Source organism: Rothia sp. HMSC065C12 (assembly GCF_001812085.1).
In the GTDB taxonomy this organism is placed as follows: Bacteria; Actinomycetota; Actinomycetes; order Actinomycetales; family Micrococcaceae; genus Rothia; species Rothia mucilaginosa.
In genome coordinates, this window is the sequence record NZ_KV807679.1 from 365,877 (window position 1) to 391,875 (window position 25,999).

General features: G+C 60.4%; 19 protein-coding genes. 10 read left to right on the forward strand and 9 right to left on the reverse strand.

The features are described 5' to 3' along the window. The first annotated feature begins 81 nt into the window (after positions 1–81). The 4 genes from HMPREF2836_RS07550 to HMPREF2836_RS07565 all read left to right on the forward strand — a co-directional run bounded on the left by HMPREF2836_RS07550 (position 82) and on the right by HMPREF2836_RS07565 (position 4,331). Positions 82–984, forward strand: coding sequence for a hypothetical protein (locus HMPREF2836_RS07550; protein WP_005504617.1), 903 nt, complete (start codon positions 82–84; stop codon positions 982–984). Positions 985–1,180: 196 nt separating this feature from the next. Then, positions 1,181–2,395, forward strand: a complete 1,215-nt coding sequence (locus HMPREF2836_RS07555; RefSeq protein WP_070629995.1) for a peptidoglycan-binding domain-containing protein — start codon at positions 1,181–1,183, stop codon at positions 2,393–2,395. 1 nt (position 2,396) lies between these two features. Next, entirely contained in the window at positions 2,397–3,173 is a 777-nt protein-coding gene (locus HMPREF2836_RS07560) for an ABC transporter ATP-binding protein (protein ID WP_070629996.1), read from the forward strand. After that, positions 3,174–4,331: an ABC transporter permease gene (locus HMPREF2836_RS07565; RefSeq protein ID WP_070629997.1), complete on the forward strand. Its 1,158-nt coding sequence runs from the start codon at positions 3,174–3,176 to the stop codon at positions 4,329–4,331. 113 nt (positions 4,332–4,444) lie between these two features. Here the strand turns inward: HMPREF2836_RS07565 and HMPREF2836_RS07570 are convergent, their stop codons facing one another. The 3 genes from HMPREF2836_RS07570 to HMPREF2836_RS09475 form a co-directional block, all read right to left on the reverse strand. Further along, positions 4,445–5,371: a phosphoribosylaminoimidazolesuccinocarboxamide synthase gene (locus HMPREF2836_RS07570; protein WP_005508230.1), complete on the reverse strand. Its 927-nt coding sequence runs from the start codon at positions 5,369–5,371 to the stop codon at positions 4,445–4,447. 265 nt (positions 5,372–5,636) lie between these two features. Then, entirely contained in the window at positions 5,637–6,920 is a 1,284-nt protein-coding gene (purD, locus tag HMPREF2836_RS07575) for a phosphoribosylamine--glycine ligase (RefSeq protein WP_049340963.1), read from the reverse strand. A 151-nt stretch (positions 6,921–7,071) separates the two neighbouring features. After that, a complete protein-coding gene (locus HMPREF2836_RS09475) occupies positions 7,072–7,413 on the reverse strand; it encodes a hypothetical protein (protein ID WP_246822848.1) in 342 nt (113 codons plus the stop codon). Between the two features lie 571 nt (positions 7,414–7,984). Here HMPREF2836_RS09475 and HMPREF2836_RS07585 point away from each other — a divergent pair. The 5 genes from HMPREF2836_RS07585 to HMPREF2836_RS07605 all read left to right on the forward strand — a co-directional run bounded on the left by HMPREF2836_RS07585 (position 7,985) and on the right by HMPREF2836_RS07605 (position 15,307). Further along, positions 7,985–9,112 carry an asparaginase gene (locus HMPREF2836_RS07585; RefSeq protein WP_070629998.1) on the forward strand — a complete coding sequence of 376 codons (1,128 nt, stop codon included), beginning with the start codon at positions 7,985–7,987 and terminating at the stop codon, positions 9,110–9,112. Positions 9,113–9,114: 2 nt separating this feature from the next. Continuing rightward, positions 9,115–9,567, forward strand: a complete 453-nt coding sequence (locus tag HMPREF2836_RS07590) for a sterol carrier family protein (protein WP_070629999.1) — start codon at positions 9,115–9,117, stop codon at positions 9,565–9,567. A 240-nt stretch (positions 9,568–9,807) separates the two neighbouring features. Beyond that, positions 9,808–11,559 carry an amidophosphoribosyltransferase gene (purF, locus tag HMPREF2836_RS07595; protein ID WP_049340957.1) on the forward strand — a complete coding sequence of 584 codons (1,752 nt, stop codon included), beginning with the start codon at positions 9,808–9,810 and terminating at the stop codon, positions 11,557–11,559. Beyond that, on the forward strand, positions 11,559–12,704 hold the full coding sequence (gene purM, locus HMPREF2836_RS07600; protein ID WP_005504604.1) for a phosphoribosylformylglycinamidine cyclo-ligase: 1,146 nt from the start codon (positions 11,559–11,561) through the stop codon (positions 12,702–12,704). The genes purF and purM overlap by 1 nt, the downstream gene beginning before the upstream one ends. A gap of 641 nt (positions 12,705–13,345) precedes the next feature. Continuing rightward, positions 13,346–15,307 (forward strand): S8 family peptidase, encoded by a 1,962-nt coding sequence (locus HMPREF2836_RS07605; RefSeq protein ID WP_070630000.1) that lies wholly within the window; start codon positions 13,346–13,348, stop codon positions 15,305–15,307. 104 nt (positions 15,308–15,411) lie between these two features. Here HMPREF2836_RS07605 and HMPREF2836_RS07610 read toward each other — a convergent pair whose 3' ends face one another. Next, the gene (locus HMPREF2836_RS07610; protein ID WP_070630001.1) at positions 15,412–17,334 is read right to left on the reverse strand and encodes a S8 family peptidase; all 1,923 of its coding nucleotides are present in this window, start codon (positions 17,332–17,334) and stop codon (positions 15,412–15,414) included. A gap of 606 nt (positions 17,335–17,940) precedes the next feature. On the opposite strand from HMPREF2836_RS07610, the gene HMPREF2836_RS07615 reads away from it, so the two are divergent. Further along, positions 17,941–19,659 (forward strand): S8 family peptidase, encoded by a 1,719-nt coding sequence (locus HMPREF2836_RS07615; RefSeq protein ID WP_070630002.1) that lies wholly within the window; start codon positions 17,941–17,943, stop codon positions 19,657–19,659. A 218-nt stretch (positions 19,660–19,877) separates the two neighbouring features. Here HMPREF2836_RS07615 and HMPREF2836_RS07620 read toward each other — a convergent pair whose 3' ends face one another. From HMPREF2836_RS07620 to HMPREF2836_RS07640, 5 genes are all read right to left on the reverse strand, one after another. Next, positions 19,878–21,071, reverse strand: a complete 1,194-nt coding sequence (locus HMPREF2836_RS07620; RefSeq protein WP_070630003.1) for a bifunctional glycosyltransferase family 2/GtrA family protein — start codon at positions 21,069–21,071, stop codon at positions 19,878–19,880. Further along, on the reverse strand, positions 21,068–22,138 hold the full coding sequence (locus tag HMPREF2836_RS07625) for a phosphodiester glycosidase family protein (protein WP_070630004.1): 1,071 nt from the start codon (positions 22,136–22,138) through the stop codon (positions 21,068–21,070). Before HMPREF2836_RS07625 ends, HMPREF2836_RS07620 begins: the two co-directional genes overlap by 4 nt. A 333-nt stretch (positions 22,139–22,471) precedes the next feature. Then, positions 22,472–22,681: a DUF3073 domain-containing protein gene (locus HMPREF2836_RS07630; protein WP_005504588.1), complete on the reverse strand. Its 210-nt coding sequence runs from the start codon at positions 22,679–22,681 to the stop codon at positions 22,472–22,474. Positions 22,682–23,072: 391 nt separating this feature from the next. Then, positions 23,073–24,764: a carbohydrate-binding domain-containing protein gene (locus tag HMPREF2836_RS07635; protein ID WP_070630005.1), complete on the reverse strand. Its 1,692-nt coding sequence runs from the start codon at positions 24,762–24,764 to the stop codon at positions 23,073–23,075. A 210-nt stretch (positions 24,765–24,974) separates the two neighbouring features. After that, the gene (locus tag HMPREF2836_RS07640; protein ID WP_070630006.1) at positions 24,975–25,895 is read right to left on the reverse strand and encodes a polyphosphate polymerase domain-containing protein; all 921 of its coding nucleotides are present in this window, start codon (positions 25,893–25,895) and stop codon (positions 24,975–24,977) included. Positions 25,896–25,999 lie beyond the last annotated feature (104 nt).

Here is a 25,999-nt window from a genome sequence, read left to right on the forward strand (position 1 = left end):
TGGTCTGTAGATAGCCCTCACGATACGCTCGTATCACTGCCGGTTCTCGCCCATCAATGATGCTTGAGAAAGGTGAAGTCCATGGCAAAGAAGCCCTTCACACCCCTCGCCCTTATCGGTATTGCCTGTTGCCTGGGCGTATCGAGTTGCTCCACCACCGTTGAAGTTAAGCAAGACATTCGCAATGTCCTGGCAAGCTACGAGAATCCCTCCCCGGACATTAACGTGGCCCTCGTTAACGAAGTCAAAAAGTGCATGAGTGAGAAGTCCTTCACCTACTCCGGTAGCCAGAACATTATTGACGGCAGCTCCGTTCATGAACTTGCGATGAGTGACGCCCACTTCGCCAACGAAGAAGCGGCCACCCAAGGGTACTTATCCACCCGGCAGGGCAACGCTAGCTCCAGCAATGCACCCGCGATGGAAAACCCGGCATATCGGAAAGCATTTCAAGGCGACCCCCAAGCCGCAGACAGCAAAACCGTTACCATCACGATGAGTAACGGTTCCCAGACCGGCATGGCAACAGATTCATGCCTGGGACGTGCGGCAGAGGCTGTCTTTGGCTCAGCAGAAAACTACCTCAAATACATCAACTTCATTAACGAGCTCATCGTGGGTGGATCCAAAAATAACGCAGTAGAAGAAATGGGGAAATACTACCGTAATGACACCACCTACGGTGCATGCATGAAAGAAAGCGGATACACCGATATCCAGCACTTCGGAGATGCTCCCAGCTACGCAGAGAAAACCTGGGGTAAGTATAAGGCAGCCAATGCCGCCGCCAATGCGGAAGAGCAATCCCTAGCTCATGCTGACTACAACTGCCAAAAGTCTACTGGAATCCTGACTAAGGCACAGAATATCTACTACGAAAAGGCTGCGACCTGGCTCAATGAGCATGAGCCGCTCATCCTTGAAGTACGCGATATTGAACGTCAGGCACAGGAGCGTGCCGCAGCTCTAGTCAACGGCAACTAGCCAACGGCAACCAGTAAACGCTGATTCCTCGTTGGACATTTTCTAGCGAAAATTTTCTACCGGTCCTCTGCTCTCAACCGCGTTCACCCGCGGATGAGAGCAGAGGATACACCCCTTTATTCAACCCCCGCCACGTTGTTACCCTCAGCAATTACCCCTAGTCCCGCCCCATATTTCACCGCAGAAAGGTGAACCCATGAACACGCAGCAGAGTTCAGAAAACCCCCGCCGCGCCGCCACGACGGCAACCATACGCGCCTACCTGGTTCCGGTGCTCGTCATTCTGCTCGTCATCACCGGCGGGTTCTCCATCTACGCACTTAATACGGGGCTACGCACCAATGTTGAATCCAATGCGCAGCCGTCCCGCGCCGCGCAACTAACAACCCGAATCAGCACGCAGACTGTTACCCGCACCTACTCGGGAGAAGTCAGCGTGTCACCCGCCCGAAGCTACACCGTAGGAACCCCTCAAGGAGTGGTGACCAGGGACGGCGCCAAGGCGGGTACCCAGCTGAGTAACGGCTCAATTATCACCACTATCAATGAGCGTCCCATCATTGCGTTCAAGGGTAGTATTCCCGCCTACCGCGACCTTGCCGTAGGCGCTCGCGGCGATGATGTTAAACAGCTCCAAGAGGCTCTAGAATCGCTTGGCTACAGTATCTGGGATGAGGAAGGAAACTACGGCGAAGCAACCGCCAACGCTGTCTACCGTTTCTACCTGGATCGTGGCTACTACCCTCCCGGGGATACTGACCGAACCGAAGAAGGACGCTACAGCACCGCACTGCCGCTCTCTGAATACCTCTTCGCTGACGGCAATGAATACACCGTAGACAACAGCTGCGGCACCAAAGGCCAAACCTCAACTCAGGCGCTGTGCACCCTATCCGCGGGTGGATACCGTCTGGTACTCTCCGCGGACGGTAGCGCTCTCAGCAATGAACTCGCTGAGGGACAGAAAGTCCAGATTCTTACCGATAACGGAAGTTCGCTCGAAGGCACCCTGGGCGCGGCCCTCACACCCGAAGGCTCAACTAACGCTGACGGCGGCGCTAACGCAGGTGCCTCCAACGGTGCGCAGAACAGCGCGCGACCTAACAGCGATACCTCCGCACCGGGAGCTACCGCACGGAAACGCTACCCCATCACAATCGACTTGCCGGAAAACACGACGGCATCAACACGTTTTCAAGCAACCGTCACTCTCAACCGAGGCGCTGAAAACGCCCTCGCAGTGCTTGAAGCCGCCGTCAAAACCGAAGAAAACGGAACGCACTCCATCACCCTGGATAACGGTCAGAGCGTTCCCGTCACCCTTGGCGTGTGCTCCGCCGGAATCTGCGAGCTCGTCAACCCCGCTGCAGAACTCAAGGCAGGTACCGTCGTGAAGCTGAAGGAGCGCTAAAATGCCTCATCACGAGACAGAACGTGCCCTCCCCGCGAGCGCTACCGCCACAAAACCTAATATCGAGTGCCACAATATTGCGCGTTTCTTCCCGCCCTCCACCTGGGCGCTAAAAAACGCAACCCTCAGCATTCATGAAGGCGAATCAGTGGCCATTACCGGCGCCTCCGGAAGCGGAAAATCTACGCTCCTCTCTATCATCGGGCTACTCGATCAGCCCTCCGAAGGTGAGCTGAAAATATTGGGCCAAAATATGGGCACCGCCAGCGACGCCGAGCGAACTGTGGCACGCCGTGAGCACATCGCTTTTGTCTTTCAGGCGTACCACCTCATTGCTCACCTGAACGCCACCGAGAACATTACCCACACCCTCCGGATGCGCGGCGTACCGAGCCGTCAGGCACATCAGCGTGCGTTGCAGGCACTCGAACAGGTGGGTTTGGGGCACCGCCTGGAGGTTCTTCCACGCAATATGTCCGGTGGCGAACAGCAACGAGTTGCGGTCGCACGCGCGTTAGCCTGCGCCCCGCGCATCCTGCTGTGCGATGAGCCTACAGGAAACCTCGACACTGAAAACTCTCACAAGGTGTTGGATTTGCTCCTCGCCGGTCGTGAGGAGAAGCAAAGCCTGGTCATTATCACCCATGAACCCGATATTGCGGCTCGTTGCGACCGGCAGCTACACATGGTCGATGGGATGCTCGTGAGCCCCGAACTCGCTAGTCCCGAAGAACCAGCCCACCAAGCGCTCAAAGAACCCGTCGTCAGGGGAGGATAGATGCTAAGGAATAACCTTCACTACGCTCTCCTCGCCGTTGTCCGCCGTTGGCGCCGCAACCTGCTCACAGTACTGGCGATGCTCGCGGGAACAACCACCATCATCATGCTGGTGGGGGTCAGCGAGTCGTCAGCGCTCAATACGAGCTCGCAGCTGGCCAGTTACGATTCCACCCGGCTCGGTGTGCGCCTCCAGCCGCAGACCTGGGATATACCGGAGGATGAACTGCTCTGGCGCGTTAACCAAGTTCCAGAGGTCAAAGCTGCCGGTACGGTCACCATCGATACGCAGACAACGCGTCCGCAGGTCAACAGGCCGGGGCATGAGGGCCAACAGACGCCCCTCGCAGTTGTCTCGGAAGCAGGTTTGAAAGCACGAGGTGCGCACATTGTCGAAGGGCGCTTTTCGGAACCTGCCCGCGAACGCCCCGGTGAGCCTACCGTCTATCTAGGCGTTGCCCTCGCGAAAGAGCTGGGGGTTAGCACTGAGCCCGGGCGGAACATGATTGAGGTCAACGGAATGCGAGCCTACGTGCTCGGCATTATCCGTGACGGCGGTAAGAACGCTGCTCTCAGTAGCGCTCTTATCCTGCCGACCACCTCCACTTTCTTGCCGCAAGCTCACACCCTGCAACGCGGTATGGACGTCATCGTGAACCCCGGAAGCGCAGATACTGTCGCGGAACAGCTCAAGCAGGTGCTCGATCCGCAACGTTCCCCCGTTGATACGAACATTGAGATTCCACCCTCACCGGTGACTCTTCGTGCTTCTCTGACGAAGGACAGTCGAGCTCTTACGACCATCATCCTGGTGGTCCTTATCGTCTCGACAAGCTTCGGCATTGTGATGACCATGCAGATTTCGGTCTGGGAACGCCGCCGGGAAATCGGCATTAACCGTGCCCTGGGATTGGGACGGCGAGATGTGGCGGTGAGCTTCCTGGCGGAGGCAGCTCTCCTCGGGGCGCTGGGCGCTCTTGGAGGCTTCATCCTCGGTGTTCTCGGTTCCTGGGTTGTGTGCCTTCTCAACGGGTGGGCGCTATCTCTGCCTCCCCTTATCCTGGGGATTCCTTTCCTCGGCTTGGCTGTGGGTATCGTGGCGGGTGCATTGCCCGCCTACGCGGCGACGAAGGTTCAGCCGCTTGAGCTCCTGCAATAAGTGCCCAGCAAATAAATGCCCAGCAAATAAAGGGCGGTGCCCCGGAAGAATGACCTTCCGGGGCACCGCCCTTTAGCTATCTCTAAGACTTATTTCAGCCCGAAATATAGAGTTTAGAACTTCGTGCCGGTCAGACGCTCATACGCCTCAACGTAACGGGCACGAGTCTTCTCCACAACCTCCTCAGGCAGGTGCGGCACATTATCCGAACCGTCCCAACCCGCCTCCGGGGAACGCAGCCAGTCACGCACGTACTGCTTATCAAAGCTCGGCTGCGCACGACCCGGCTCATACTGCTGAGCGTCCCAGAAACGCGAAGAATCCGGGGTCAGAACCTCATCACCCAGAGTGATCTCGCCGCGGTACGAATCAGTACCGAACTCCATTTTGGTATCCGCCAGAATAATGCCCTGCTCACGAGCAATCTTCTCCGCAGTGGTGTACAGGCTCAGGCTCAGCTCCTCCAGGCGCTCACCCACCGGCTGACCCACCTCAGCGTACAGCTCCTCACGGGTCACCAGCTCATCATGCTCACCCACCTCAGCCTTACCGGTCGGAGTGAAAATCGGGGTCTCCAGGCGGGAACCATCCACCAGACCCGCAGGCAACTTCACGCCAGCAATCTCACCAGTCTCGTTGTACACAGCCAAACCCGAACCGGTCAGGTAACCGCGCACAATACACTCCACCGGGAACATGTTCAAGGAGCGGCAAATCATTGCTCGACCAGCCACAACATCCGGAACGTCAGTGGACAGCACGTGGTTCGGAACCTGCTTAAGCTGCTCAAACCACCACAGGGACATCTGAGTCAGAATCTTGCCCTTATCCGGGATCTCGGTGGGCAGAATACGGTCAAAAGCGCTAATACGGTCCGAGGCAACAACCATAACCGAACCGGCACGCAGCTCAGCGTCATCATTGACGGTCAAGCCGGTAGCGTCAAAACGTTCCTCATTCGGAACGTACAGGTCGCGGACCTTGCCGGAATAAATGTGAGTCCAGCCGGGGATTTCCACGGGGTTAGAACGAGAAGTCATGAGAATTTCTCCTGATGAGGTGGTGTGATGTGGATGCAAAAAGTCTGTGTAATTACAATACCGCGACAGGCACGGCTCCCGATAGTGCCATCAGTTATCAATACGGCACAATCTTGAGAGCCCAACCTACCCCGGTCGCCGCCGCCAGCACCCCGAGCTGAGGAAATGAACCCGGAAAAGCTGAGGCGCGAGGAATAAAGAAGCGAGTGGCAAAGAAGCGACCGGCTCCCCCACCCTCAAGCGGGGAAGCCGGTCACCTTAGGTTTTAGCCGCGCGGAGCGGGAATGTGGATGCGGTTCTCCACAGCCTTCAACGCGATATCGGTACGGTACTGCGCGCCAGCCCAAGAGATAGCGCGAACACCCTCGTAGGCGGCATCGCGGGCAGCGCCCAGGTTCTCACCGAGCGCCACAACAGCCAGCACACGACCGCCAGCGGTGTGAATCTCCTCGCCGGAAACCACGGTACCCGCGTGGATCACGTGCACGCCCTCCAGAGCGTTCGCCTCGTCCAGACCTGAGATGACGTCACCCTTGCGGGGAGTGTCCGGGTAGTTCTCAGCAGCCATAACCACGTCAACTGCGGTGCGGGGATCCCAATCCAGCTCGGTACCCTCAGAAATTTCACCGCGAGCAGCCGCACGCAGCAGCTGACCCAGCGGGGTGCGCAGACGCGCCAGAACCGCCTGGGTTTCCGGGTCGCCAAAGCGTGCGTTGAACTCGATAACGCGCACGCCGCGGCTGGTCACAGCCAGACCGCAGAAGAGCACACCCACGAACGGGGTGCCGCGCTCAGCCATGCGAGCCACGGTCGGGCGTGCCACCTTCTCCACGACCTCCTGCACGAAGCCCTCAGGCAGCCAGGGAAGCGGGGTGTAGGCGCCCATACCGCCGGTGTTCGGGCCCTCGTCGTTATCAAAAATGCGCTTGAAGTCCTGAGCCGGAGACAGCGGCAGAACGTTCTTACCGTCAGAGATGACGAAGAGGGACACCTCGGGGCCGTCCAGGAACTCTTCAATGACCACGGTGCCGCCGGCGTTGAAGCAAGCCTGAGCGTGCTCCAGTGCCGCGGTGCGGTCCTCGGTCACCACAACGCCCTTACCTGCAGCCAGGCCGTCGTCCTTCACCACGTAGGGTGCACCGAACTCGTCCAGTGCCGCCTGCGCCTCAGCGGCGTTCGTTGCCACGTAGGCGCGGGCGGTCGGTACGGAAGCCTCTTCCATGACCTGCTTAGCGAAGGCCTTGGAGCCTTCAAGCTGTGCGGCAGCTGCGGAGGGGCCGAAAACGTCAAAGCCCGCCTCACGCAGTGCATCGGAGACACCGGCGACCAGGGGCGCCTCCGGGCCGATAACGACCAGGTCGGCGTTCAGTTCGCGTGCCAGGGCGGTTGCCTGGGCGGGGTCATTCGCATCAATTGCGTGGACGGGAACATCCTGGGCAATGCCGGCGTTGCCGGGGGCGCTGTGCACCTCGGTTACCTCAGGGTCGCGCAGAAGCGCTCGAATAATTGCGTGTTCGCGGCCGCCGGGGCCCAGTACCAAAACCTTCATAGTATTTAGGGTACCCGGTACCCTCTCAAAAATGTGAGCTGAGCACACTAAAAATGCGGCCCTTCTCATGTAGCGGCACATTCGCAAGAATGCGCGCTGGGAGAAGAGCCGCACAGCTCGGCAGTTGAAGCTACCGAATCAAGCTAAAGCCTTAGATGAGGGCGGTAATAGCAGCCAGGCCACCGAAGACAATACCGGGAGCGTTCGCGATGATGATCGGGACGTCCTTCTTGGGGCGCCACAGACCGTACAGAACCCACAGGGTGCAGTTCACGGCAGCGACCAGGGGCTGGATCCAGTCACCCTTGTGACCGTTCAGGTTACCGATAATCTGCGGGAAGTAGAAGACGTACATGAGCACTGCCGTCACAGAAGCAACGCGAGCCAGGATGGGGAAGAACTTTGCGTGGAATTCAGATTCTGCGCTCAAACCGCCCTTGGGGGAGACGTTCTGTGCGGAGGTGTTTGCGGAGGTGTTGTTCTGCTCTGCCATGGATGTACTCCTTTACATGGTTTGCCTCTCACCGATCAAGAGTAAGTTGAGGGGTGAGGGGCATTAAGCGATGCATACTCGTACCGGGTCACGTCTAACTAGTTTTGCCTAGATATTAGGACCCCGGGGCCGCATCATTTTCCTAACTGGATACATACGCCCGTTCTCAGACTGCATATTGGGGCATGTCAGAGATGATAAACCGTGGATACACTCATAGCTCATCGATTGACGGGGTGGGGTTTTGCTCATCTGCCGCTGCCTTGGTCATCGCCGTATTCATGAGGCGGTACGTCGAGGCGCGGGAATGGTTCGTCGGGCGTCGATCGTAGTCGGTCCTATGCGGTGCTGGGTTTTTCGGTTCGTGCGGGCTGTGCCTCGCTCACTTACCTTAGTCTTACCCGTTGCGCTTGAGCACCCTTCAATTATAAAAATGAGTTACTCATAGCTTCAACCCGTAGTGGGCGTGAATCTCTTCACACGTCTCTCCCTCGACCATGCCAGCCCATCCTAGCTCCGCGCCACCAGAGACAAATAGGGTCAAGCCGCACGCCCCGTTTAAACTAGAAGAATGACCAACAGCACCACCCCACAGGCAACCACTCACACCACCGACCACAGCAGCGCCTTCGACGTAGAACTCGCGCAGCTCACCCGCAACAACTTCATTGAGGCACGCCACCGCGGCCGCCTCATTCTACTCAACCCCGACGGCGATGTGCAGCTTGCCCTCGGCGACATTCACGAACCCTTCTACCTGCGCTCCGCCGCCAAACCGCTGCAGGCTATCGGATCCATGAAGGCGGGCGCTCCCCTGCGCGGCTCCCAGGTCGCCATCGCCTGCGGCTCGCACCGCGGCACCTTCGAGCAGATGCGCGCCGTGCAGGACGTACTCACCCAGGGCAGCACCGAAACCCACCCGCTCACCCCGGCAAACCTGGCGCTCAAGCCCACGCTCCCCTCCGACAAGCAGGCACGCCAGGCAATGATTCAGGCAAACCTTGCCGCTACTGCCCTGGCGCACCCCTGCTCCGGCAAGCACGCCGCATTCCTGTGGGCGTGCACCGCCAAACTTGAGCGCGGCGACCTTGAAGAGGGCTCGCAGAACTGGACTCTGCACAACTACCTCGACCCCACCCACCCGCTGCAGCAGGTCATCACCGAAGAAATTGAGGCGTTCACCGGCGAGCCCGTAGCCGCTATCGGCGTTGACGGCTGTGGTGCGCCCGTGCACGCCGTCTCCCTGGCCGGTGCCGCACGCGCCTACTCGACCCTGGGTGCGGCAATCCGCAACCTCGGGGCGGATGCGCGCGCCTCCACGGTCGCGACCGCCATGGTGGACTACCCCGAGCTGATTCAAGCGCCCGGCTCCCCCGACACCGTGCTCAGCGAAGAACTGGACGCGATCGTCAAGGGCGGTGCGGAGGGCGTGCTCTGCATTGGTCTGCGTTCGGGCGCGTCCGTGGTGGTGAAGATGAGCGACGGTTCGCACCGCGCCATGTACGCCGTGGCTCTGCGCGCTCTCGCCGCTGGCGGCTACCTGAGCGCCGAGGAATGCGAGCGCCTACTCGCGCTGGTGGTTCACCCGGTGACCGGCGGCTTCGTGGACGGTAAGCCGGTTGAGGTGGGCGAGCTGCGTGTGCATGAGGAGCTTTTCACCCGCGAGGGTCTGGTTCCCGGCGCCCCGGAAGAGGACTAATCGTGGCGATTCGACGTAAAACTTCCGAAGCAGACGGCATGGCGGCGGTACGCGAAGTGCGTGCTTTCTTTGAGGAACGGCGTGCGGCAGCCGGCGAGCCTGCGGATTCGCACGCCCGAGGCGAGTACCTGCTGAGCGCCACCGAGGTGGAGCAGGCGTTCGCCGCGCTCCCCCGTTCTGTGCGTGCGACCTTCGTTCGCTTCACCCTTGAGGAGCTTGCCACCCTCGCCCCCGGCAATAGTGTGGAGGTACGCGTACCCCCGCTGGGCGTGACCCAGTGCGTGGCGGGTCCTCGCCATACGCGCGGCACCCCGCCGTCCGTGGTGGAGGCGCGCCCGCTCGTGTGGGCGGCACTAGTGCTGGGTGCGTGTTCATGGGAGCAGGCGGTGGGTGCCGGTGCGCTTGATGCGTCGGGCGAGCGCAGTGATTTATCGGTGCTTCTTCCGCTCTTCTAGAATTTGCTACGAGCCCGCAGGTCCACGCAGTTTTCGTAATTTGGCGTGTTTGTTGCCTGTTCTAGTGGTCCATACTGAGGTATTTAGCGTATCCTTCACCACGTCTACATTGAAACCCGGTACACTTTTAAAGGTCTGGTGTATGCTACCGCACACACAGGCAGGTGCGAGTACAGAAACACACGTCCGTCTTGCGCCTGCGCAGACGCATCCGCAGTCCCAACGTCGAAAAGAAGTGAATTGATTCGCCCCGACGGAAAACTCACTCACGACCTCGATCCGATTGACCACGGCCCCAAGGACGCCTGCGGCGTCTTCGGTGTCTGGGCACCCGGCGAGGACGTGGCAAAGCTAACCTACTACGGCCTGTACGCACTCCAGCACCGCGGCCAGGAATCAGCAGGTATCGCAACCAGTAACGGCAAACGCATCCACGTGTACAAAGATATGGGACTCGTCTCCCAGGTCTTTGACGAAGCCACCCTCAGCTCCATGCCCGGCGACCACGCTATCGGCCACGCCCGATACTCCACCACCGGCGCATCCCACTGGGCTAACGCACAGCCGACTCTCGGTACCACCCCGCACGGCACGCTCTGCCTGGCGCACAACGGTAACCTCACCAACTCGGCTGATCTCTACGACCGAGTCATCGCTAAGAATGGCGGCAAGCCCCCCAAGCACGGCGAACTCGCCCAGGGCAACACCACCGACACCGCACTCGTCACCGCCCTGCTGGCGGAGCACGACTTCGACTCCCTCGAAGAAGCAGCACTCGACCTACTGCCGACCCTGCGCGGTGCCTTCTGCCTCACCTTCATGGATGAGAACACCCTCTACGCCGCACGCGATCCGCAGGGTGTACGCCCCCTCGTGCTCGGTCGCCTGGAGCGCGGCTGGGTTGTCGCATCCGAAACCGCGGCACTTGATATTGTCGGCGCGTCCTTCGTGCGTGAAGTTGAGCCCGGCGAATTCCTCACCATTGACGAGAACGGCCTGCGTTCCCAGCGCTTCGCTGAGGCTAAGCCCGCCGGTTGTGTCTTCGAGTACGTTTACCTCGCTCGCCCGGACACCACCATCTCCGGCCGTAGCGTCTACGAATCCCGCGTAGAAATGGGCCGTCAGCTCGCCCGCGAACACGCCGTCGAAGCTGACCTGGTCATGCCCACCCCCGAATCCGGTGTTCCGGCTGCTATCGGTTACGCCGAAGAGTCCGGCATTCCCTACGGTAACGGTCTGGTCAAGAACGCTTACGTGGGTCGAACCTTCATTCAGCCCTCGCAAACCATCCGCCAGCTCGGTATCCGTCTGAAGCTGAACCCGCTCAAGTCCGTGGTTGCTGGCAAGCGCCTCGTCGTTATTGACGACTCCATCGTTCGCGGTAACACCCAGCGCGCCCTCGTGCGTATGCTCCGCGAAGCCGGCGCGAAGGAAGTGCACGTGCGCATCTCCTCCCCGCCCGTAAAGTGGCCCTGCTTCTACGGTATTGACTTCGCCTCCCGCGCGGAGCTGATCGCTAACGGCCTGTCCGTGGACGAAATCGCCTCCTCCCTGGGTGCCGACTCGCTCGGCTTCATCTCCCAGGACGGCATGATGGCAGCCACCGAACAGCCCACCGAAAACATGTGCACCGCATGCTTCACCGGCGAATACCCGATTGAACTGCCCAGCGAGGAACGACGCGGCAAGTCCCTCTTTGACGCCGAAGAAAAAGGCAAGGGCGGCCCCCTTGCCGGTAAGGCGGCAGAGGTGACCGTGGAACGTCCCGTTCCCTCCAAGCCCGAGCACGCCGAGGCTGTCTCCATTGAAACCCGCGAAGGTACCGAAACTCTCGAAACGAAGTTCAACGCCTCCGACGTAGAAATCGCTGCTGACGACCCCGGCATGGGCATGTGCAACCCCGGCCCCGACGCCGACCTCGAGGCACTGCTCACCGAGCAGGACCGCACCCCCGCAAACTCCTCCGCTACCACTACCCCGAAGGAATCCTAATGAGCGAGAACACCACCACCGTAACCTACGCAAGCGCAGGTGTTGACGTAGAGGCTGGCGATCGCGCCGTTGAGCTGATGAAGGGCGCTATCAAGGCGACCCACAACTCCTCCGTCGTTGGTGGCGTGGGCGGCTTCGCGGGCCTGTACGACGTCTCCGAGCTGGTCAAGTACCGCAAGCCCTACCTTGCCACCTCCACCGACGGTGTGGGCACCAAGGTCGCTATTGCGCAGGCACTCGATATTCACGACACCATCGGTTACGACCTGGTCGGCATGGTCGTGGACGACATCGTCGTGTGCGGTGCGAAGCCGCTGTTCATGACCGACTACATTGCCACCGGCAAGGTCGTTCCCGAGCGTATCGCTGACATTGTGCGCGGTATCGCTGGCGCATGTGCACAGGCTGGCACCGCCCTGGTTGGCGGCGAAACCGCTGAGCACCCCGGCCTGCTCGCAGAAGACGAGTACGACGTCGCGGGCGCAGCAACCGGTCTGGTCGAGGCAGATGAGCTGCTCGGCCCCGAGCGCGTGCGTGAGGGCGACGTACTGATTGCTATGGCGTCCTCCGGTATTCACTCCAACGGCTACTCCCTGGTCCGCAAGGTCCTGAACGTTGCCGGTTGGGGTCTGGAGCGTCAGGTGGACGAGCTGGGCCGCACCATCGGTGAAGAGCTGCTCGAACCCACCCGCGTGTACGCGGCAGACTGCCTGGATTTGGCGGCAGCATTCCCCGTCAACGGTGAGGACGGCACCACCGGTAGCGGTGTGCGCGGCTTCTCTCACGTGACCGGCGGCGGCCTGGCTGCCAACCTGGCTCGCGTTCTGCCCCAGGGCCTGGAGGGTCGCGTGGACCGCTCCACCTGGCAGATTCCTGCAATCTTCTCCCTGATCGGTTCGCTGGGCAACGTGCCCCTGGCCGATCTGGAGCGCACCCTGAACCTGGGCGTGGGCATGATTGCTATCGTTGATCCCTCCGTGGCTGAGGCCGCTACCAAGCGCCTGAACGACCGCGGCATCCCCTCCTGGATTATGGGTGACGTTGTTGCCGCCGGCGAGCCCGAGGCTAACAACCCCGATTACGTTCAGGGAGCTAAGGGCGTGGACGGCGGAGCGGTTCGCCTGCTGGGCTCCTACGCTTCCTAAGGACGCTTTCTCCAGTAGATTGCGAGCGCCAGTTTGCTGGTGCTGATGATTCTATAGACCGGGGCGGTCACCAACGCGGTGGCCGCCCCGGTCTGTGTGTGTGTCTACCGGCGGTGCGTGCTGTCCAGCGTATTGATGCCAGCTTTTTATTTATTTTCACGCGCATTTCAGGCTATTTTTATTTTTTGCTATCAACTGCATTTTTAATGCATTCTAGTGCTTACACCACAGTGTTAAAACATTTATTCCTCTCCCCTGTCAGCAAGAGGTACCGCATATCCTGCCTCGCATATTCCAACCCTCAAGCTTTACTTACATAAACTCTCAATCATTGGGCACTATTCAGTCTCCAGAGGTTGATTTTCTGCACATTAACCCGTGAAAAGCACCTCAAAAATCCCTCAAGTTCACCTTGAAGTGATACCTTAGAAATGTACGTTGCACACCGTCCAAAAAGGGTTCTTCCGGTACGAAAAAGGGTCTACAAAACACTATTCCCTCACCCCATTCATTACTTCAGCGCGCCCAAAAACAGGCCCCTTTGCCGCCCCGTAAAACCCTATGCGCACCTCGTGCACCTACAGACGGAAACACCAGTACACATCACACAGTTCGCATACCACCTACATCAGGAGAACCAGATGAGGCTTCCATACATCGGTGCGCAGCGCACCGAAACACCTCCTCGCCCCCGCATCGATAACCACTGCGTCGATAACCGCCGCCGCAAGCGCCCCGCACGCGCAGCACTGAGCCTGCTCGCCGCCGGCGCCGTCCTCTTCGGAGGCGACCTACCCGCCGTCCTCGCGCAGGCACCCAGCGACGAAGCCATCCTGGCAGCAGCTCAGGCAGCGCCCCAGATTGAAGGCCCCGTCAGCCCCCTCACCCTCACACGCAACGGCGTAGCACGCCCCACCACCCCCACCGCGGCAGCCCCCGGCACGCTTCCCCAGCAGAACTTCGACCGATTCATCGTCACCTACACCGACGAAGCCAAGCAGCGTAAGCAGCAGAACGAAGGCAATCGGGATGCAATCCAAGACATTGCTAATGACGTTAAAGACACCGTTGATGTTGCCAGTGAATCTCTGAACGTTGACACTCAAATCCTGCGCAGTACCTCCACCGATGACGCCGTCATCCAGACCTCCAAAACCCTCAACAAAAACGAGGCGAAGGAGTTCATGGCGAAGGTCGCCTCCGACCCGGACGTAGCCTCCGTCGAGCCCGACTACATCAACTACCCCGCCGCAGAGGGCGACATCACCTTCCAGTTCAACGACCCGCAGTACAGCAAGCAGTGGAACCTCACCAACCCCACCACCGGCGTTCAGAACACCGGTAATGCGCGCCTGCGCCGCGGCGCATACGTGAAGGTCGCCGTACTCGACACCGGCTATGTGCCGCACCCCGACCTGGTCACCGGCATGGCGAACGGCTACGACTTCATCAGCGACCCGCTCAGCGCCCGCGACGGCAACGGCCGCGACCCCAACCCCAGGGATGAAGGCGACTACGCGCCCTACAACCTCTGCAAGGATCAGGCGAACGCCCACACCTCCACCTGGCACGGCACCAGCGTTGCCGGCATTATCGGCGCCCGCGGCAATAACGGCATGGGCATGGTTGGTACCGCCGACCTCGCCCGCGTACAGCCCGTGCGCGTGCTGGGCCGATGCGGTGGCCGCACCTCCGACATTGCCGACGCCATCATTTGGGCTGCCGGCGGACACGTTGACGGCGTGCCGGACAACACCTACCCCGCCAAGATTATCAACATGTCCATCGGCACCGTAACCCAGTGCCCCGCCGCTTACCAGCGCGCCATCAACATCGCCCGCTCCAAGGGCGCAATCGTGGTCGCCGCGGCAGGTAACGGCAACACGGAGGCGTCCAAGTACGCGCCCGCCAACTGCATGGGCGTCATCACGGTTGGTGCAACCACCAAGGCTGGCACGCGAGCTTCGTTCTCCAACTACGGCACGAGGGTTAACATCTCGGCACCGGGTGAGGACATCCTCACCCTGTCCATGAACAGCCTCGACCGCCCTGATAACACTAAGTTCAGCTACGACTATGAGAGCGGCACCTCCATGTCGGCACCGCACGTCTCCGCTCTGCTGGCGCAGCAGCTGGTCAACGGCACCTCCATGACCACTAAGCAGGTCGAGGAGGCGTTTACTCTCATGGGGACGAACCGCATCAAATGCGATAAGTACTTCTGTGGACGAGGCATTATCAACAGCTTCAAACTGGCTAAACAGGCTGGAAACCTGGACGCGAACGGTAGGGTGACCTACCTACGACCGCGCAAGACGATCAAGGTGATCTCTAAGGGACTGAGCGCAGGCGCGTCTAACACTAAGATTGCCGATAGAGCCGCCGCCGCCGAGGCAGCCGAAGCAACCGCAGAAGCTCTCACGGCAGGAGCCAACGGCGAGAGCCTCACCGGTGACTACGACCGGATTCCCGGCGCTCCCGCCATGGCAATCCCCGAAGATGCCCAGGTTTACGACCTGAACGGTGACGCCGAGCCCATCACCCAGGACGAACCGCTGGTCACCAACCCCGCGCAGAAGCCCCGCGAGGTCAATGAACAATAAGCTATCCGCTACCGGCTCCGCACCAGGCCCAGTCGACAGCGCATAGTAAAAGCCCCCGATGAGAGAACTCATCGGGGGCTTTTCGTATCTAAAATCAGTTTTGACTAGCGGTGATTACCGGTCGCGAAGCCCAGGTAGCCAGTGTTCGGGTATGCACTGCTCGGGTAACCGCTGCTCGGGTAGGTGTTCGCAGAAGCACCGTACCAGGAGCGGTAACGGGAGGTGTGACCGTGACGCGGACGCGACGGGTAGGAGGGGCGAGTCACCGGGCGGGACGGGCGGGTCCTAGCCTTAGGAGCGGGGGTCACCTTCGGAGCCGGGGTTGCCTTAGGGGCGGGGGCCTGCTGACGCTTAGCGTCCTCTTCAGCCTTCTTGCGTGCCGCCTCTTCAGCCGCCTTCTTACGTGCGGCCTCCTCCTCAGCCTTCTTGCGTGCCGCCTCAGCCGCGGCAGCATCCGCAGCCTCGCGGTCGGAGCGGACCTGCTGAACCGCGCGCGCCGCATTCACAATGCCGGAACCGCACGCGGACTGGTCGCACTCAACGCTCTGAGAGGTGGACTGCAGGGCCTTCTTCGCCTGGGCGTACGTCAGCTTCGGGTCGACCGCCTTCATAAGCGCCACAATACCGGCAACATGCGGCGCCGCCATGGAAGTGCCCTGGTACTCGGCGTAGTCAGCCTTACCGGGAGCGGTCTTACCGGCGTTCAGGGTGGAGAGAATACCGCCACCCCAGTAACGGCGGTCGCCACCGGGTGCGCTCACGTCCACGCGGGAGCCGTAGTTGGAGAAGTAGGAGCGCTTGCCGTTCTTATCGGTTGCGCCCACGTTGATGACGTCCTCGCAGTTGCCGGGGCTGGACTTCGAGGCATCAAAGTTGTTGTTACCCGCTGCGACGACCACGATGGAGCCGCGCTTGTTCGCCTGAGCAATCGCCTGGCGGTACGGGGTGGTGCAGGTGCCCTCGCTACCGATGGACATGTTAATGACCTGGGCGGGGTTCTGGTTTGCGGGGACACCGCGCACGCTACCGCCGGCAGCCCAAATAATGCCGTCGGTGATGTCCGAGTCGAAGCCGCCGCAGGCGCCCAGAACGCGCACGGGCACGATCTTCGCCTCGGGTGCCACGCCGGCAATGCCCTCATTATTGTTCGCGATAGCGGCAATAGTGCCCGCCACGTGGGTGCCGTGCCAGTCGGAGGCGGTCGCCTTCGAACCGGTGAAGCACTGGTTATCTACGGTCCAGTTGCCGGCATCGGTCGGGTCGGAGTCGCGGCCGTTACCGTCGTTGGAGAACGCCGACTCGGCAATAAAGTCGTAGCCGGGCAGCACGTTAGCGTCCAGGTCCGGGTGGGCGGTAATGCCGGAGTCCAGCACCGCCACGGTCACGCCCTTGCCGCGGGTGGTGCCCCACGCCTCCAGGGCGGAGATGCCCTTCTCACCGGTGAGGGACCACATTCGGTTCATCTTCGGGTCGTTGATCTTGACGGTCTCCGAGGTGTTATCCACGGTGGCGTAGCGGCGCATATCTGGCGACACGGAGGCGACCTTGGAGTTCGCGCTCAGGGCGTCCATGTACTGCTGGGCCTGAGCGGGGGTGAGCTCCGCGGAGGTGGTGACCACGCTGGCATCCAGCGCGGTGGAGCGGACGTAGCTGGTCTTAATGTTCAGCAGCTCGTCAATGCTCTGCACCTCGGAGGTGATACCCGCGTAGAGTGCGTCGTTCCAGGTTGCCTGCTGGGTACCGGCGGCTGCGGACCAGTCAATCTGGTCTGCGGTGGCATCGGTGGAGGCGGCGTTCTTCGCCTCATCGGTGTAAGTGATGATGAAGCGGTTGTATGCCACGGGCGCGGACTGGGTGGTGTTAGAAGCCTGTGTCGCCACAGAAGCCTGGGTTGCGTGGGTAGCCTGCGCGGTGGGTGCCGCCACGGCGGGGATCACGCTTGCCGAGAGCAGGCAGGTTGCGGTGACGAAGCTCAGCAGGGAACGCTGTGAGGAGCGTGCCTGCGAGGGGCGAGCAATGCGAAGCATGGACGTCCTTGAGGTGAGTGGTACCGGGTGCGCACGATGCGGCGTAGCGTTGCCGTCTCGCGTTGAGGGCGTGTGCTCGGTACGAGTGAATACGGAAGAGTGAGGTGTTGGTGCATTGTGTGTGCTGTGAAGTGGTTCCACAATGTGCGTGCACGGGTACGCACCGTGAGATACTCTAGCACCCTTTTTCAGTTACTTTATGAATAAAATAACCTTTGTGATGCAGGTCATTTTATGCATAGATGAGTAAAACTTAAATCACTACTTTAAGTCGCGAGAATATTCCGACTAGGCATTTCTTTATCTGCATTTACATGAAAGAAAAATCTCATTATTTACGCCACACTATCGAGTTTTAGCCCCGCCAAACATAGAAAAAGGTGCTAGGATAGCGATATCTCACCACATAAACTACTTCCGATGAACTCCCGCACGGGGGTTTAGAGAAAAATACACATCAATGCAGTGATGTGCATTTTCTTTTTCTATTCGCTCCTCACAAGCAAATATGCAAAAGAATGCAAATATTTTCTCGAAGGTGCATTTATGTGAGTGGATGACCAACCCACTTGCCGCTTCCGGCACTCACATACGCAAAGGACCCCGATGTCTTTTACCACTCACCCCTCAGCGCGCGGTGTCGCACGCACCGCGCTGAGCCTGGGCACCGCCGCAGCACTCGTCACGACCCTGGGCGCCCCCGCATCCTTCGCGGCACCCGCCAAGGCTAACGGAGCCGAGCGCGCCAAGGCGCACACCACCATTTCCTCCCTCAGCTCCGCACAGCAGAAGGCAGGCTTCAACCGATTCGTTATCACCTACACCGATAGCGCTCTGAACGCAGGTGGCATCAACTGGGCAAGCCCCGCAGGCACCCAGGTTGCCACCTGGAACGACGGCCTCTACCAGGGTCTCACCTCCGAGGTGAAGAGCGTCGATGACCTCTTCAAAATCAAGACCAGCTACGTACGCACCACCGCTCAGAAGGCAACCGTGGTGACTCTCTCCTCCAAGCTCACCGCGGAGCAGGCAGAGAAGTACATGGCGGCGCTGAGCTCTAACCCCTCCGTCGCGTCGGTTGAGCCCGACCTGCTGCGCCGCTCCAACGCACGCACCCGTACCGCCGCAAACTCCAAGGTCGCTCAGGTAGCCCAGGCTGCCCAGGCGTCGAACCAGGTTGTGGCGCCGAACGACACCCTCTACCCGCAGCAGTGGAACCTGCACGGCACCAAGGGTCTGGCTACCCCCGAAGCGTGGAAGACCACCCAGGGTGCCGGCGTGACCGTTGCTGTGATTGACTCCGGCATCGTCAAGCACCCCGACCTGGACGCTAACGTCCTGCCCGGCTACGACTTCATCACCGAGCCCTCCATTGCTCGTGACGGCAACGGCCGCGACTCCGACCCGACCGACCAGGGCAACTGGGAAGAAGCGGGCGTCTGCGGTGCTGATGCAGAGGCAAGCGAGTCGAACTGGCACGGCACCCACGTTGCCGGCTCCATCGCGGCGATTATGAACAATAAGCGCGGTATCGTCGGCGTGGCACCCTCCACCAAGATCCTGCCCGTGCGTGCCCTGGGCATGTGCGGCGGCTACGACTCCGACATTGCGGATGCAATGGTTTGGGCAGCCGGCGGCACCGTTGAAGGCGTTCCTGCGAACTCCAACCCCGCCAAGATCATTAACCTCTCCCTCGGCGGCGAAGGCACCTGCCCCGCAACCTACTCCAAGGCTATTGCTGAAGTGAACAAGCGCGGCGCGATTCTCGTTGTCGCTGCTGGTAACGATGGTCAGGACACTTCCAAGGTCGCTCCGGCTAACTGCGGCGGTTCGATCGTGGTGGGCGCTACCGACCAGAACGGTAAGCGTAGCGACTTCTCCAACTACGGCAAGCTTGTTGATGTGAGCGCCCCCGGCAGTAGCATCATGTCCACCGTGGACCTGGGCACCACCGTTTCCAAGGGTGCGGGCTACACCGAGTACGACGGCACCTCCATGGCGGCACCCCAGGTTGCTGGCGTGATTGCTCTAATGAAGTCCGTGGATCCCTCGCTGAACGCTGAGCGTGCAAAGCAGATTCTGAAGCAGAGCTCCAAGCCACTCACCTGCGATGTGAACGGTTGCGGTTCCGGCATTGTGAACGCCGCGAGCGCACTGGCTATGGTGCAGGGCAAGAAGGACCCGAACCCGCAGGCAAAGCCCTGGCCGAAGCGTGCACCCAAGCACCCGACCCGTGCGGCTCGTGTTGGTTACGTGACTAACCCGGCTGTTAACCACAACCCGCCGTTCCTGATTACTGCTCACGGCCTGATTCCCGGTCAGTAATCGGCATGTTGCCAGCTCGGAAGCCGGTGAGCCAATAGGCTTCTGAAGGATGCCACATACAAAAAGCCCCCGTTGAGTTTTCTCAGCGGGGGCTTTTTGTGAACAGAACGCTGCGGCTTTTGATGCTGCAGCTTGCTTCTCCCACCCACCCTCACGACCGACAGGTGGGAGAAATCTTTGGGTACGCCCCGAGCCTGTTGGAGGCTAGGGTAAGCGAGCTAGGGGCGTACCTGGGAGGCGCGCACACCGGTACGGATACCGGCAGCCTCCATGCGAGTGGACTCGTAGCTCACCGCGCGCAAGCCGGAAGAGGCGGCGATTGCCTGAGTCTTTTCTCGCGTATTTTCCTGACGCTGGGTGGGTAGAAAAACCCAGCGGCGCTGGACCGCGAAGCTGATCGGGATCAGAATCAGTTCGGTCAGGATCTTGGCGACCAGCAGGGATGCACCCAGGCCGGTCAAAGCTTCCATCAGGGCCGCGTTGGCGGCGAGGATACCCACCGCCAGCACGGTGTACCGTACCAGCGAGGCGGATGCCGAGGGGCGTGTGCCCCCGTCGTGCATGAGCATTCGGTTGACGGTGAAGTTCGTCAGCGCCGAGATGATGCGGGCACCGACCACGGCTGCCAGCAGCGGAGCGCCCATGCCCACCAGGACGAAGAGGGCGATAGCATCCACGAGGAAGCCGGTCAGGAAAGACGATGCCAGGAAGGCGAGCAACGGCGCGTAAATGAGCGCCGAGTCCTGCAGAGGCCTAAAGTGGCTGGTCGGGTTGCCAGGCTCGTAGACCTTCACGATGGGTACCTGCACCAGGTCCACGTCTGCGCGGGTTGCGCGCAGCAGCATGGAGAACTCGTACTCGTACTTATCGCCGGGAATCTGCAGCAGCCAGTCCAGGATCTGCGGGGTGAAGCCGCGCAGACCGGTCTGGGTGTCTGCCATGCGGGCGCCGGTCGCCAGGGCGAAGAAGCCTACGGTTGCGCTGTTACCAATTTTGGAGCGCAGCGGCACCTTCGTGCCTTCTTCACCGGCGTTCGGGTCGGGCTTGGTACGCACGCCGAGGATGATGCTCCTCTGCCCTGCCGCCGCGGCGGTTTCGGTGCGCACACCCACACGGAAGATATCCCGAGGTAGGTGCTGGCCGTCCGCGTCGGCGGTGACGATGACCTCGCCGGGGCGGTTTGCTTTCGCCCAGGCGATGCCGGTGCGCAGTGCCGCACCCTTGCCCCTGTTGGCGGGGTGGGTCTGCACGGTCACGCCGTCGATGCGCAGTTCGGTAAAGATGGGTGCGTAGGCGCTGCCGGATCCGTCGTCAATCACGAGGATTTCGACGGCAGGGTCCTGTGCGCGCAGGGCCCGGGCAAGGCGGACCAGTGATTGGTCCGGCTTATAGGCGGGTATCAGGATAATCACGATGCGCTCCCTGCAATGTAGAGGATGTCGCTGGTGCCGCGTTCCTTGGTGCCACCCTGCGGGCGGTTGACCAGCTTGTTGTTGAAGACCATGGCGGAGGAGCCACCACCGTCCAGGTTGTAGGCGCTCACGCAGCCGAGGTCCTTGAACATTTGGGAGAACTCGGGCATGGTCACGCCACGCGAGTAGTTGGTGGAGCGGCCATCGACCACGATGAAGACCAGGTGGTTGGTGCCGAGCACGCCCACACCGGTTCGCGGCTGGTTGCCCTGGATGGAGTGGTTACCGAAGTTGGTGTCCACTTCGACGCTGTCGATGCCGTCGACGATTGCGGAGTCCTTGACCAGTGCGGGGCCGAAGGAGAGGGTGTTCCACACACCCTCGTTGACGAGGGTTTGGGCGTTGGTTGCGGTTTCGTCGTAGAGCTTGACGGAGCCGTCGCGGTAGAAGGCCAAACCCTCGCGAGCGCCGGAGTCACGGTAGACAACACCGTTTCGGATCACGATGCCGGTGGTACGGAAGCCGTAGTAGTCACCGTTGATCGCCCAGATGCCGTTGTGTTCGGAGGCAATGTTCGAGGGGGTGTCGATGATGTTCTGGCCGAACTTGTTGTTGGCGAAGGCGCTTCGCAGCAGGGTTGCGTTGTTGAGCTTGATGTCTGCTACGAAGGAGACGACCGCATCGGAACCGCTGCCGGTGGTGTTGGAGGTGATGGTGATCGAGCCTTCGTTAGCGGTGAGGCTCTGGCCGTTGACCTTCACGCCGGTCAGTTCGGTGGGATCTGCGGTGGCGGAGCCGGAGGCGCTTGCGTTTGCCTGAGCTGCTGCCGCCTCGTAGGCGGTGGTGTCTTCGATTTCGGTGTGCTCTGCCAGGTAGCGGTTGTAGGCCCAGCCTGCGCCGCCGCCGACTACTGCGAGTGCGCCGAGGCCGCCGCCGATGAAGATTCGACGGGTGAGCTTCTTCTTGGCTAGCTTCTGCTCTGCTGCGGTTTGCGCTGCGTTAGCTTGTTCTGCTGCGGTCTGGGTTGCCTGGTCAATGCTCTGAGTCATGTTCTGTTCGTTGTTCATGTCTCTAGAATGCCGGTCTATTCTCTGCGCCAGGCATGACTAAGCTGTGCAGAAGCTATGTATGCTTATTCATTCCAAACTTTTTTATTACTGCCTATGCTTTATTACCAGATGGCGCTATGCATATATGTGTATAAACATGTGTATTGGCTTTGTACTCCACATAATTGAGAACCCGGTGGGCAACCTGTCCTCGCGCACACACCTGAGAGTGCATCCTCAAAAACTGCGGGCACGAAAAAACCGGCTGAGCACCCCGTGCGGGGCCTCAAGCCGGTTCATCATCTATGAAATACGCTCGGTCGATATGCACCGAATCATTCCGCGTATTCTTTATGCCTCATCCTCGTAAGACGCGTACTTTTCTGCGTATGCCGAGTAGTCGTCCTCGTCGTCATAGCGACGGCGGGACGAATCGGAGGACTTCGTTTTCTTCGCGCTGCTGAGCTCGCGCTCGAGTGCGCTGTAGTCGGTCTCGGGGCTGAAGTACTTCATCTCCCGAGCCTGCCTTGTTGCTTTAGCCTTCTGACGGCCGCGCCCCATGGCGTGACCCCCTCTTTCATCCTGTCCGAGGCGAACAGCACGCGCGGCGCATCGCTCTCGGATCGTTCAACAGTCTTTACTACACTATAGAGTACCCTGTTTCAGCCCTGAATGTCTCGCTCAACGGCACCTATTTTGCGTATCATGACACTTCTTCGCACCGGAACAACCGTTTTATTTTGCACCCGCGGCTTTTTTACCCCAGACGCCACACACCCCATATAACACGTAGCCCCGCACCGGATATATCACTACGTCCGATGCGGGGCGAGTGTCTCTGCCTCCGGCTCACTCACAAGACCGGATTCAGAGAGGGTACCGTGCAGGTCATGACATCCCGCACGGGGTCTAGGGAGAGCCCCCTGCCGCTGAGCCTGCGCCGAAGGAGCTGCTAGCTTGCGGTAAAGGAGCCCAGCGAGGTGGCGTTAGAAGCCAGGGTGGTGCTGGATGCATCCACGCTATCGGTGGTGGTGTACACGGTGTAGCTCTCGCCCTTGGTGATCTTGGAGCTGGAGACCAGGATCAGTGCGGTGTTGGAGTTAGTCACCTTGTAGTTCGCCACCACATTACCGGAGGAGTCGGTCACCTGTACGGTGGTGCCGGCGCTCAGGTTCGATACGTTGCTGATCTTCACGTAGCCGCTGGTGGAGTTGGTCGAGGGCGCCTCGAACATGTCACCGGAGTTACCCGCGGCCACGGTCGTGCCGTTGAGCAGCAGGTCGCCGTTGGTGTCCAGGGATGCGTTACCGCCGGTGAAGGGGCCGTTCACGATCAGGGTGCCACCGGAGAGGGTTGCCGTACCGTTGGAGTCGATGCCGTCGCCGTTCGCGTTCACGGTGACGGTACCGCCGGTGATGTTGATGGTTGCGTCGACGACCTCGAAGGTGCCGCCACCACCACCCATGCCGCCATCTGCGCCGCCACCAGCCGGGGGCTGCCCCATAGTGCCCGAGGGAGCCTGACCGCCACCTGCAGGTGCCTGACCTGCGCTACCGCTGGGCGCCTGGGGTGCAGAGTTCTGGCCATTCTGCGCGCTCTGCTTAGTCGAGGTTGCAGTAGTCGGCTCAGTGCTGGTCGAGGTGGTGCTGTACGAGGCGTTGATACCGTCATCGGAGCTGGTCACGTTCACGGTGCCGTCCAGGATGTTGATGTACTGCGCCTCGATACCCTCGTTCGCCTGGGTAATGTTCAGGGTACCGCCGGAGATTTCAAGCACGCGCTCAGCCTTGAAACCGTCATCACCTGCAGAGATGTTCACGGTACCGCCGCTCAGGCGTACCCAACCGCGGTTGCCGTCGGTGTCGTTAGTTGCCTTGATGCCGTCCTTGGTTGCGGTCACGGTGATGGTGCCGTCCAGGATATCGACGTAGTCCTTACCCTTGATGCCGGTGTTTGCCGCGTTCACTTCCAGGGTACCGGAGGCAATGACCAGGCCGTCAGAGGTGTGGATACCCTCTTCGTACTTACCTTCAACCTTCAGGGTGCCTTCGCCCGCCAGGGTCAGGTCACTCTTGGAGTAGATAGCTGCGTCGGGGCTGCCGCTGGCGGTATCCGAGTAGGAGGAGCCGTCAGAGACGGTGTTGGTGGTACCCGATGCGGTGTAGATGACGACCTCGTCCGCCTCAACAACGTTGATAGCTGCACCGGTGGAGTTGGTGATCGTCGCGTTGTTCAGGATCAGGCGGACCATGTCGCTGTCGGCTGCCTCAACCTTGATCTGGCCCTCGTAGGTGCCGGTGAGCTTGTAGTTGCCCGCCTTGGTTATGGTGATGACGCCGTCGCTGACGGTCACGCCGTCGGTCGCGGTCGGGTTAGAAAGATCGATAGTAACTTCGATGGAGGAACCCCAGGTCAGGTCCTTTGCGGAGTAGTGGGTGTCCTCGGCGAGCTTCGCGCCGCTCTTCACGTCGGTGGAGAAGGAGTCTGCCACCTTCGACGTGGTGCCCGAAGTGCTCGAAGCGGAGGTACTGATTGCACTCGATGCGCTGGCATTCGATGCCGAGGTTGCCGAGCAGCCGGTCAACGCCAGGGCTGCCAGGAGGGTAATGGAGGTTGCGCTCTTAATCATATTGCTCTTTTTCACGGGTTTTCCTTTGTGTTTGGGTGACCACTCGCGTAGAGCCAGCGCCACAGGGGTAAGACGTATGTGAAATGTGAATATGTGTGAGAGCGGTTATTGCCTGTGTGGGGCGAATAAAACCGATGTTGTGCTTGGTTCGGGGGTATAGATGAGGGGCTGGGGGTGCGGGTAAGGTAGGTGCTCTACCCTACCCGCGCATCCCAGATTGCCGTTTTAGGCGGCTGCGAAATGCTCGGTCAGCAGCTTCTGGTAATCCTCTTCGGTCATGTCGTCCACGTTCAGGCGGGTGCCGTCGACCGGTTCCAGGTGCATCCAGTTCTTCAGGGTTTCTTCCCACTTGTTGCTTGCCAGCTGCGGGTTCAACGCCGCCATACCGGTTGCAAACTTGGAAATCTTCGCGGGGGTGATGCCCGCATCCCAGAGGTGCTGATCTGCCACGGAGGGCTCCACGCCGGACTTGGTTTCGATGATGACCGCATTCGGCAGGCCGTAGGTGGTGCCGACCAGGTTGCCGTGGAAGTTGCGGTAGTTCACGCCCGCCATGAGGATGTTCTCGGACATGGGGGTCCAGGTCAGGGCGTTATCTACGGTCATACGGGAGGCGACCGGGTTCTTCTCGCTCTGCGGCAGGAAGACCGTGGTACGGCGGTAGCCGGTGGTCAGAACCGCCTCCAGCTTGTGCACGGGGCCGGCGAGGATATCGCCGAGTGCTGCGGTGATGTACTCGTGACCTTCCGCGGTGAGCGTATCGCGGTTCTCGAAGGTGTACGGGATACGCTTCTTGACGGTCATATCCTGCTCACCGTCGGTCTTGACCTCCAGGAAGGTCAGTTCCGAGTCCAGGTAGCTACGGGTACGGATCTTGAAGGTGTCGTCGCGGCTGTAGGCTGCCGAGTGGTAGCTCTGCATCTGCGGGGTGTCGAAGTAGACCGAGTCGTAGGCGAAGTCGCGCTGGCCATCGATTTCCATGACGGAGGCGTCTGCGTCGAGCGTGGAGAGTACCTTGGCGGCGGTTTCTGCGTCGACAATGTACTTGCGGTCTACGCGGGTCTGCATGGCTGCCTTTTCGTTCATGGCTTCGAGGCTGATGCTCTTCCACTCTGTGGGAATGATGTTTGCGGCTGCGTTAGTCATGGGTCTTCGTCCTTCTGGGGTGCCGCCCCTGCGTGCTGTGCGCTGGGGGGCGGCGTGTCGTGGGTATCGGAGAGTTTGTGCAGTTGGAGTGAATCGGAGGCTTT

Excerpts from the sequence above, each read along its gene's own strand:
- HMPREF2836_RS07550 (WP_005504617.1), top strand. The coding sequence starts at position 82 with ATGGCAAAGAAGCCCTTCACACCCCTCGCCCTTATCGGTATTGCCTGT.
- HMPREF2836_RS07555 (WP_070629995.1), top strand. The coding sequence starts at position 1,181 with ATGAACACGCAGCAGAGTTCAGAAAACCCCCGCCGCGCCGCCACGACG.
- HMPREF2836_RS07560 (WP_070629996.1), top strand. The coding sequence starts at position 2,397 with ATGCCTCATCACGAGACAGAACGTGCCCTCCCCGCGAGCGCTACCGCC.
- HMPREF2836_RS07565 (WP_070629997.1), top strand. The coding sequence starts at position 3,174 with ATGCTAAGGAATAACCTTCACTACGCTCTCCTCGCCGTTGTCCGCCGT.
- HMPREF2836_RS07570 (WP_005508230.1), bottom strand. The coding sequence starts at position 5,371 with ATGACTTCTCGTTCTAACCCCGTGGAAATCCCCGGCTGGACTCACATT.
- purD (WP_049340963.1), bottom strand. The coding sequence starts at position 6,920 with ATGAAGGTTTTGGTACTGGGCCCCGGCGGCCGCGAACACGCAATTATT.
- HMPREF2836_RS09475 (WP_246822848.1), bottom strand. The coding sequence starts at position 7,413 with ATGGCAGAGCAGAACAACACCTCCGCAAACACCTCCGCACAGAACGTC.
- HMPREF2836_RS07585 (WP_070629998.1), top strand. The coding sequence starts at position 7,985 with ATGACCAACAGCACCACCCCACAGGCAACCACTCACACCACCGACCAC.
- purM (WP_005504604.1), top strand. The coding sequence starts at position 11,559 with ATGAGCGAGAACACCACCACCGTAACCTACGCAAGCGCAGGTGTTGAC.
- HMPREF2836_RS07605 (WP_070630000.1), top strand. The coding sequence starts at position 13,346 with ATGAGGCTTCCATACATCGGTGCGCAGCGCACCGAAACACCTCCTCGC.
- HMPREF2836_RS07610 (WP_070630001.1), bottom strand. The coding sequence starts at position 17,334 with ATGCTTCGCATTGCTCGCCCCTCGCAGGCACGCTCCTCACAGCGTTCC.
- HMPREF2836_RS07615 (WP_070630002.1), top strand. The coding sequence starts at position 17,941 with ATGTCTTTTACCACTCACCCCTCAGCGCGCGGTGTCGCACGCACCGCG.
- HMPREF2836_RS07625 (WP_070630004.1), bottom strand. The coding sequence starts at position 22,138 with ATGAACAACGAACAGAACATGACTCAGAGCATTGACCAGGCAACCCAG.
- HMPREF2836_RS07630 (WP_005504588.1), bottom strand. The coding sequence starts at position 22,681 with ATGGGGCGCGGCCGTCAGAAGGCTAAAGCAACAAGGCAGGCTCGGGAG.
- HMPREF2836_RS07640 (WP_070630006.1), bottom strand. The coding sequence starts at position 25,895 with ATGACTAACGCAGCCGCAAACATCATTCCCACAGAGTGGAAGAGCATC.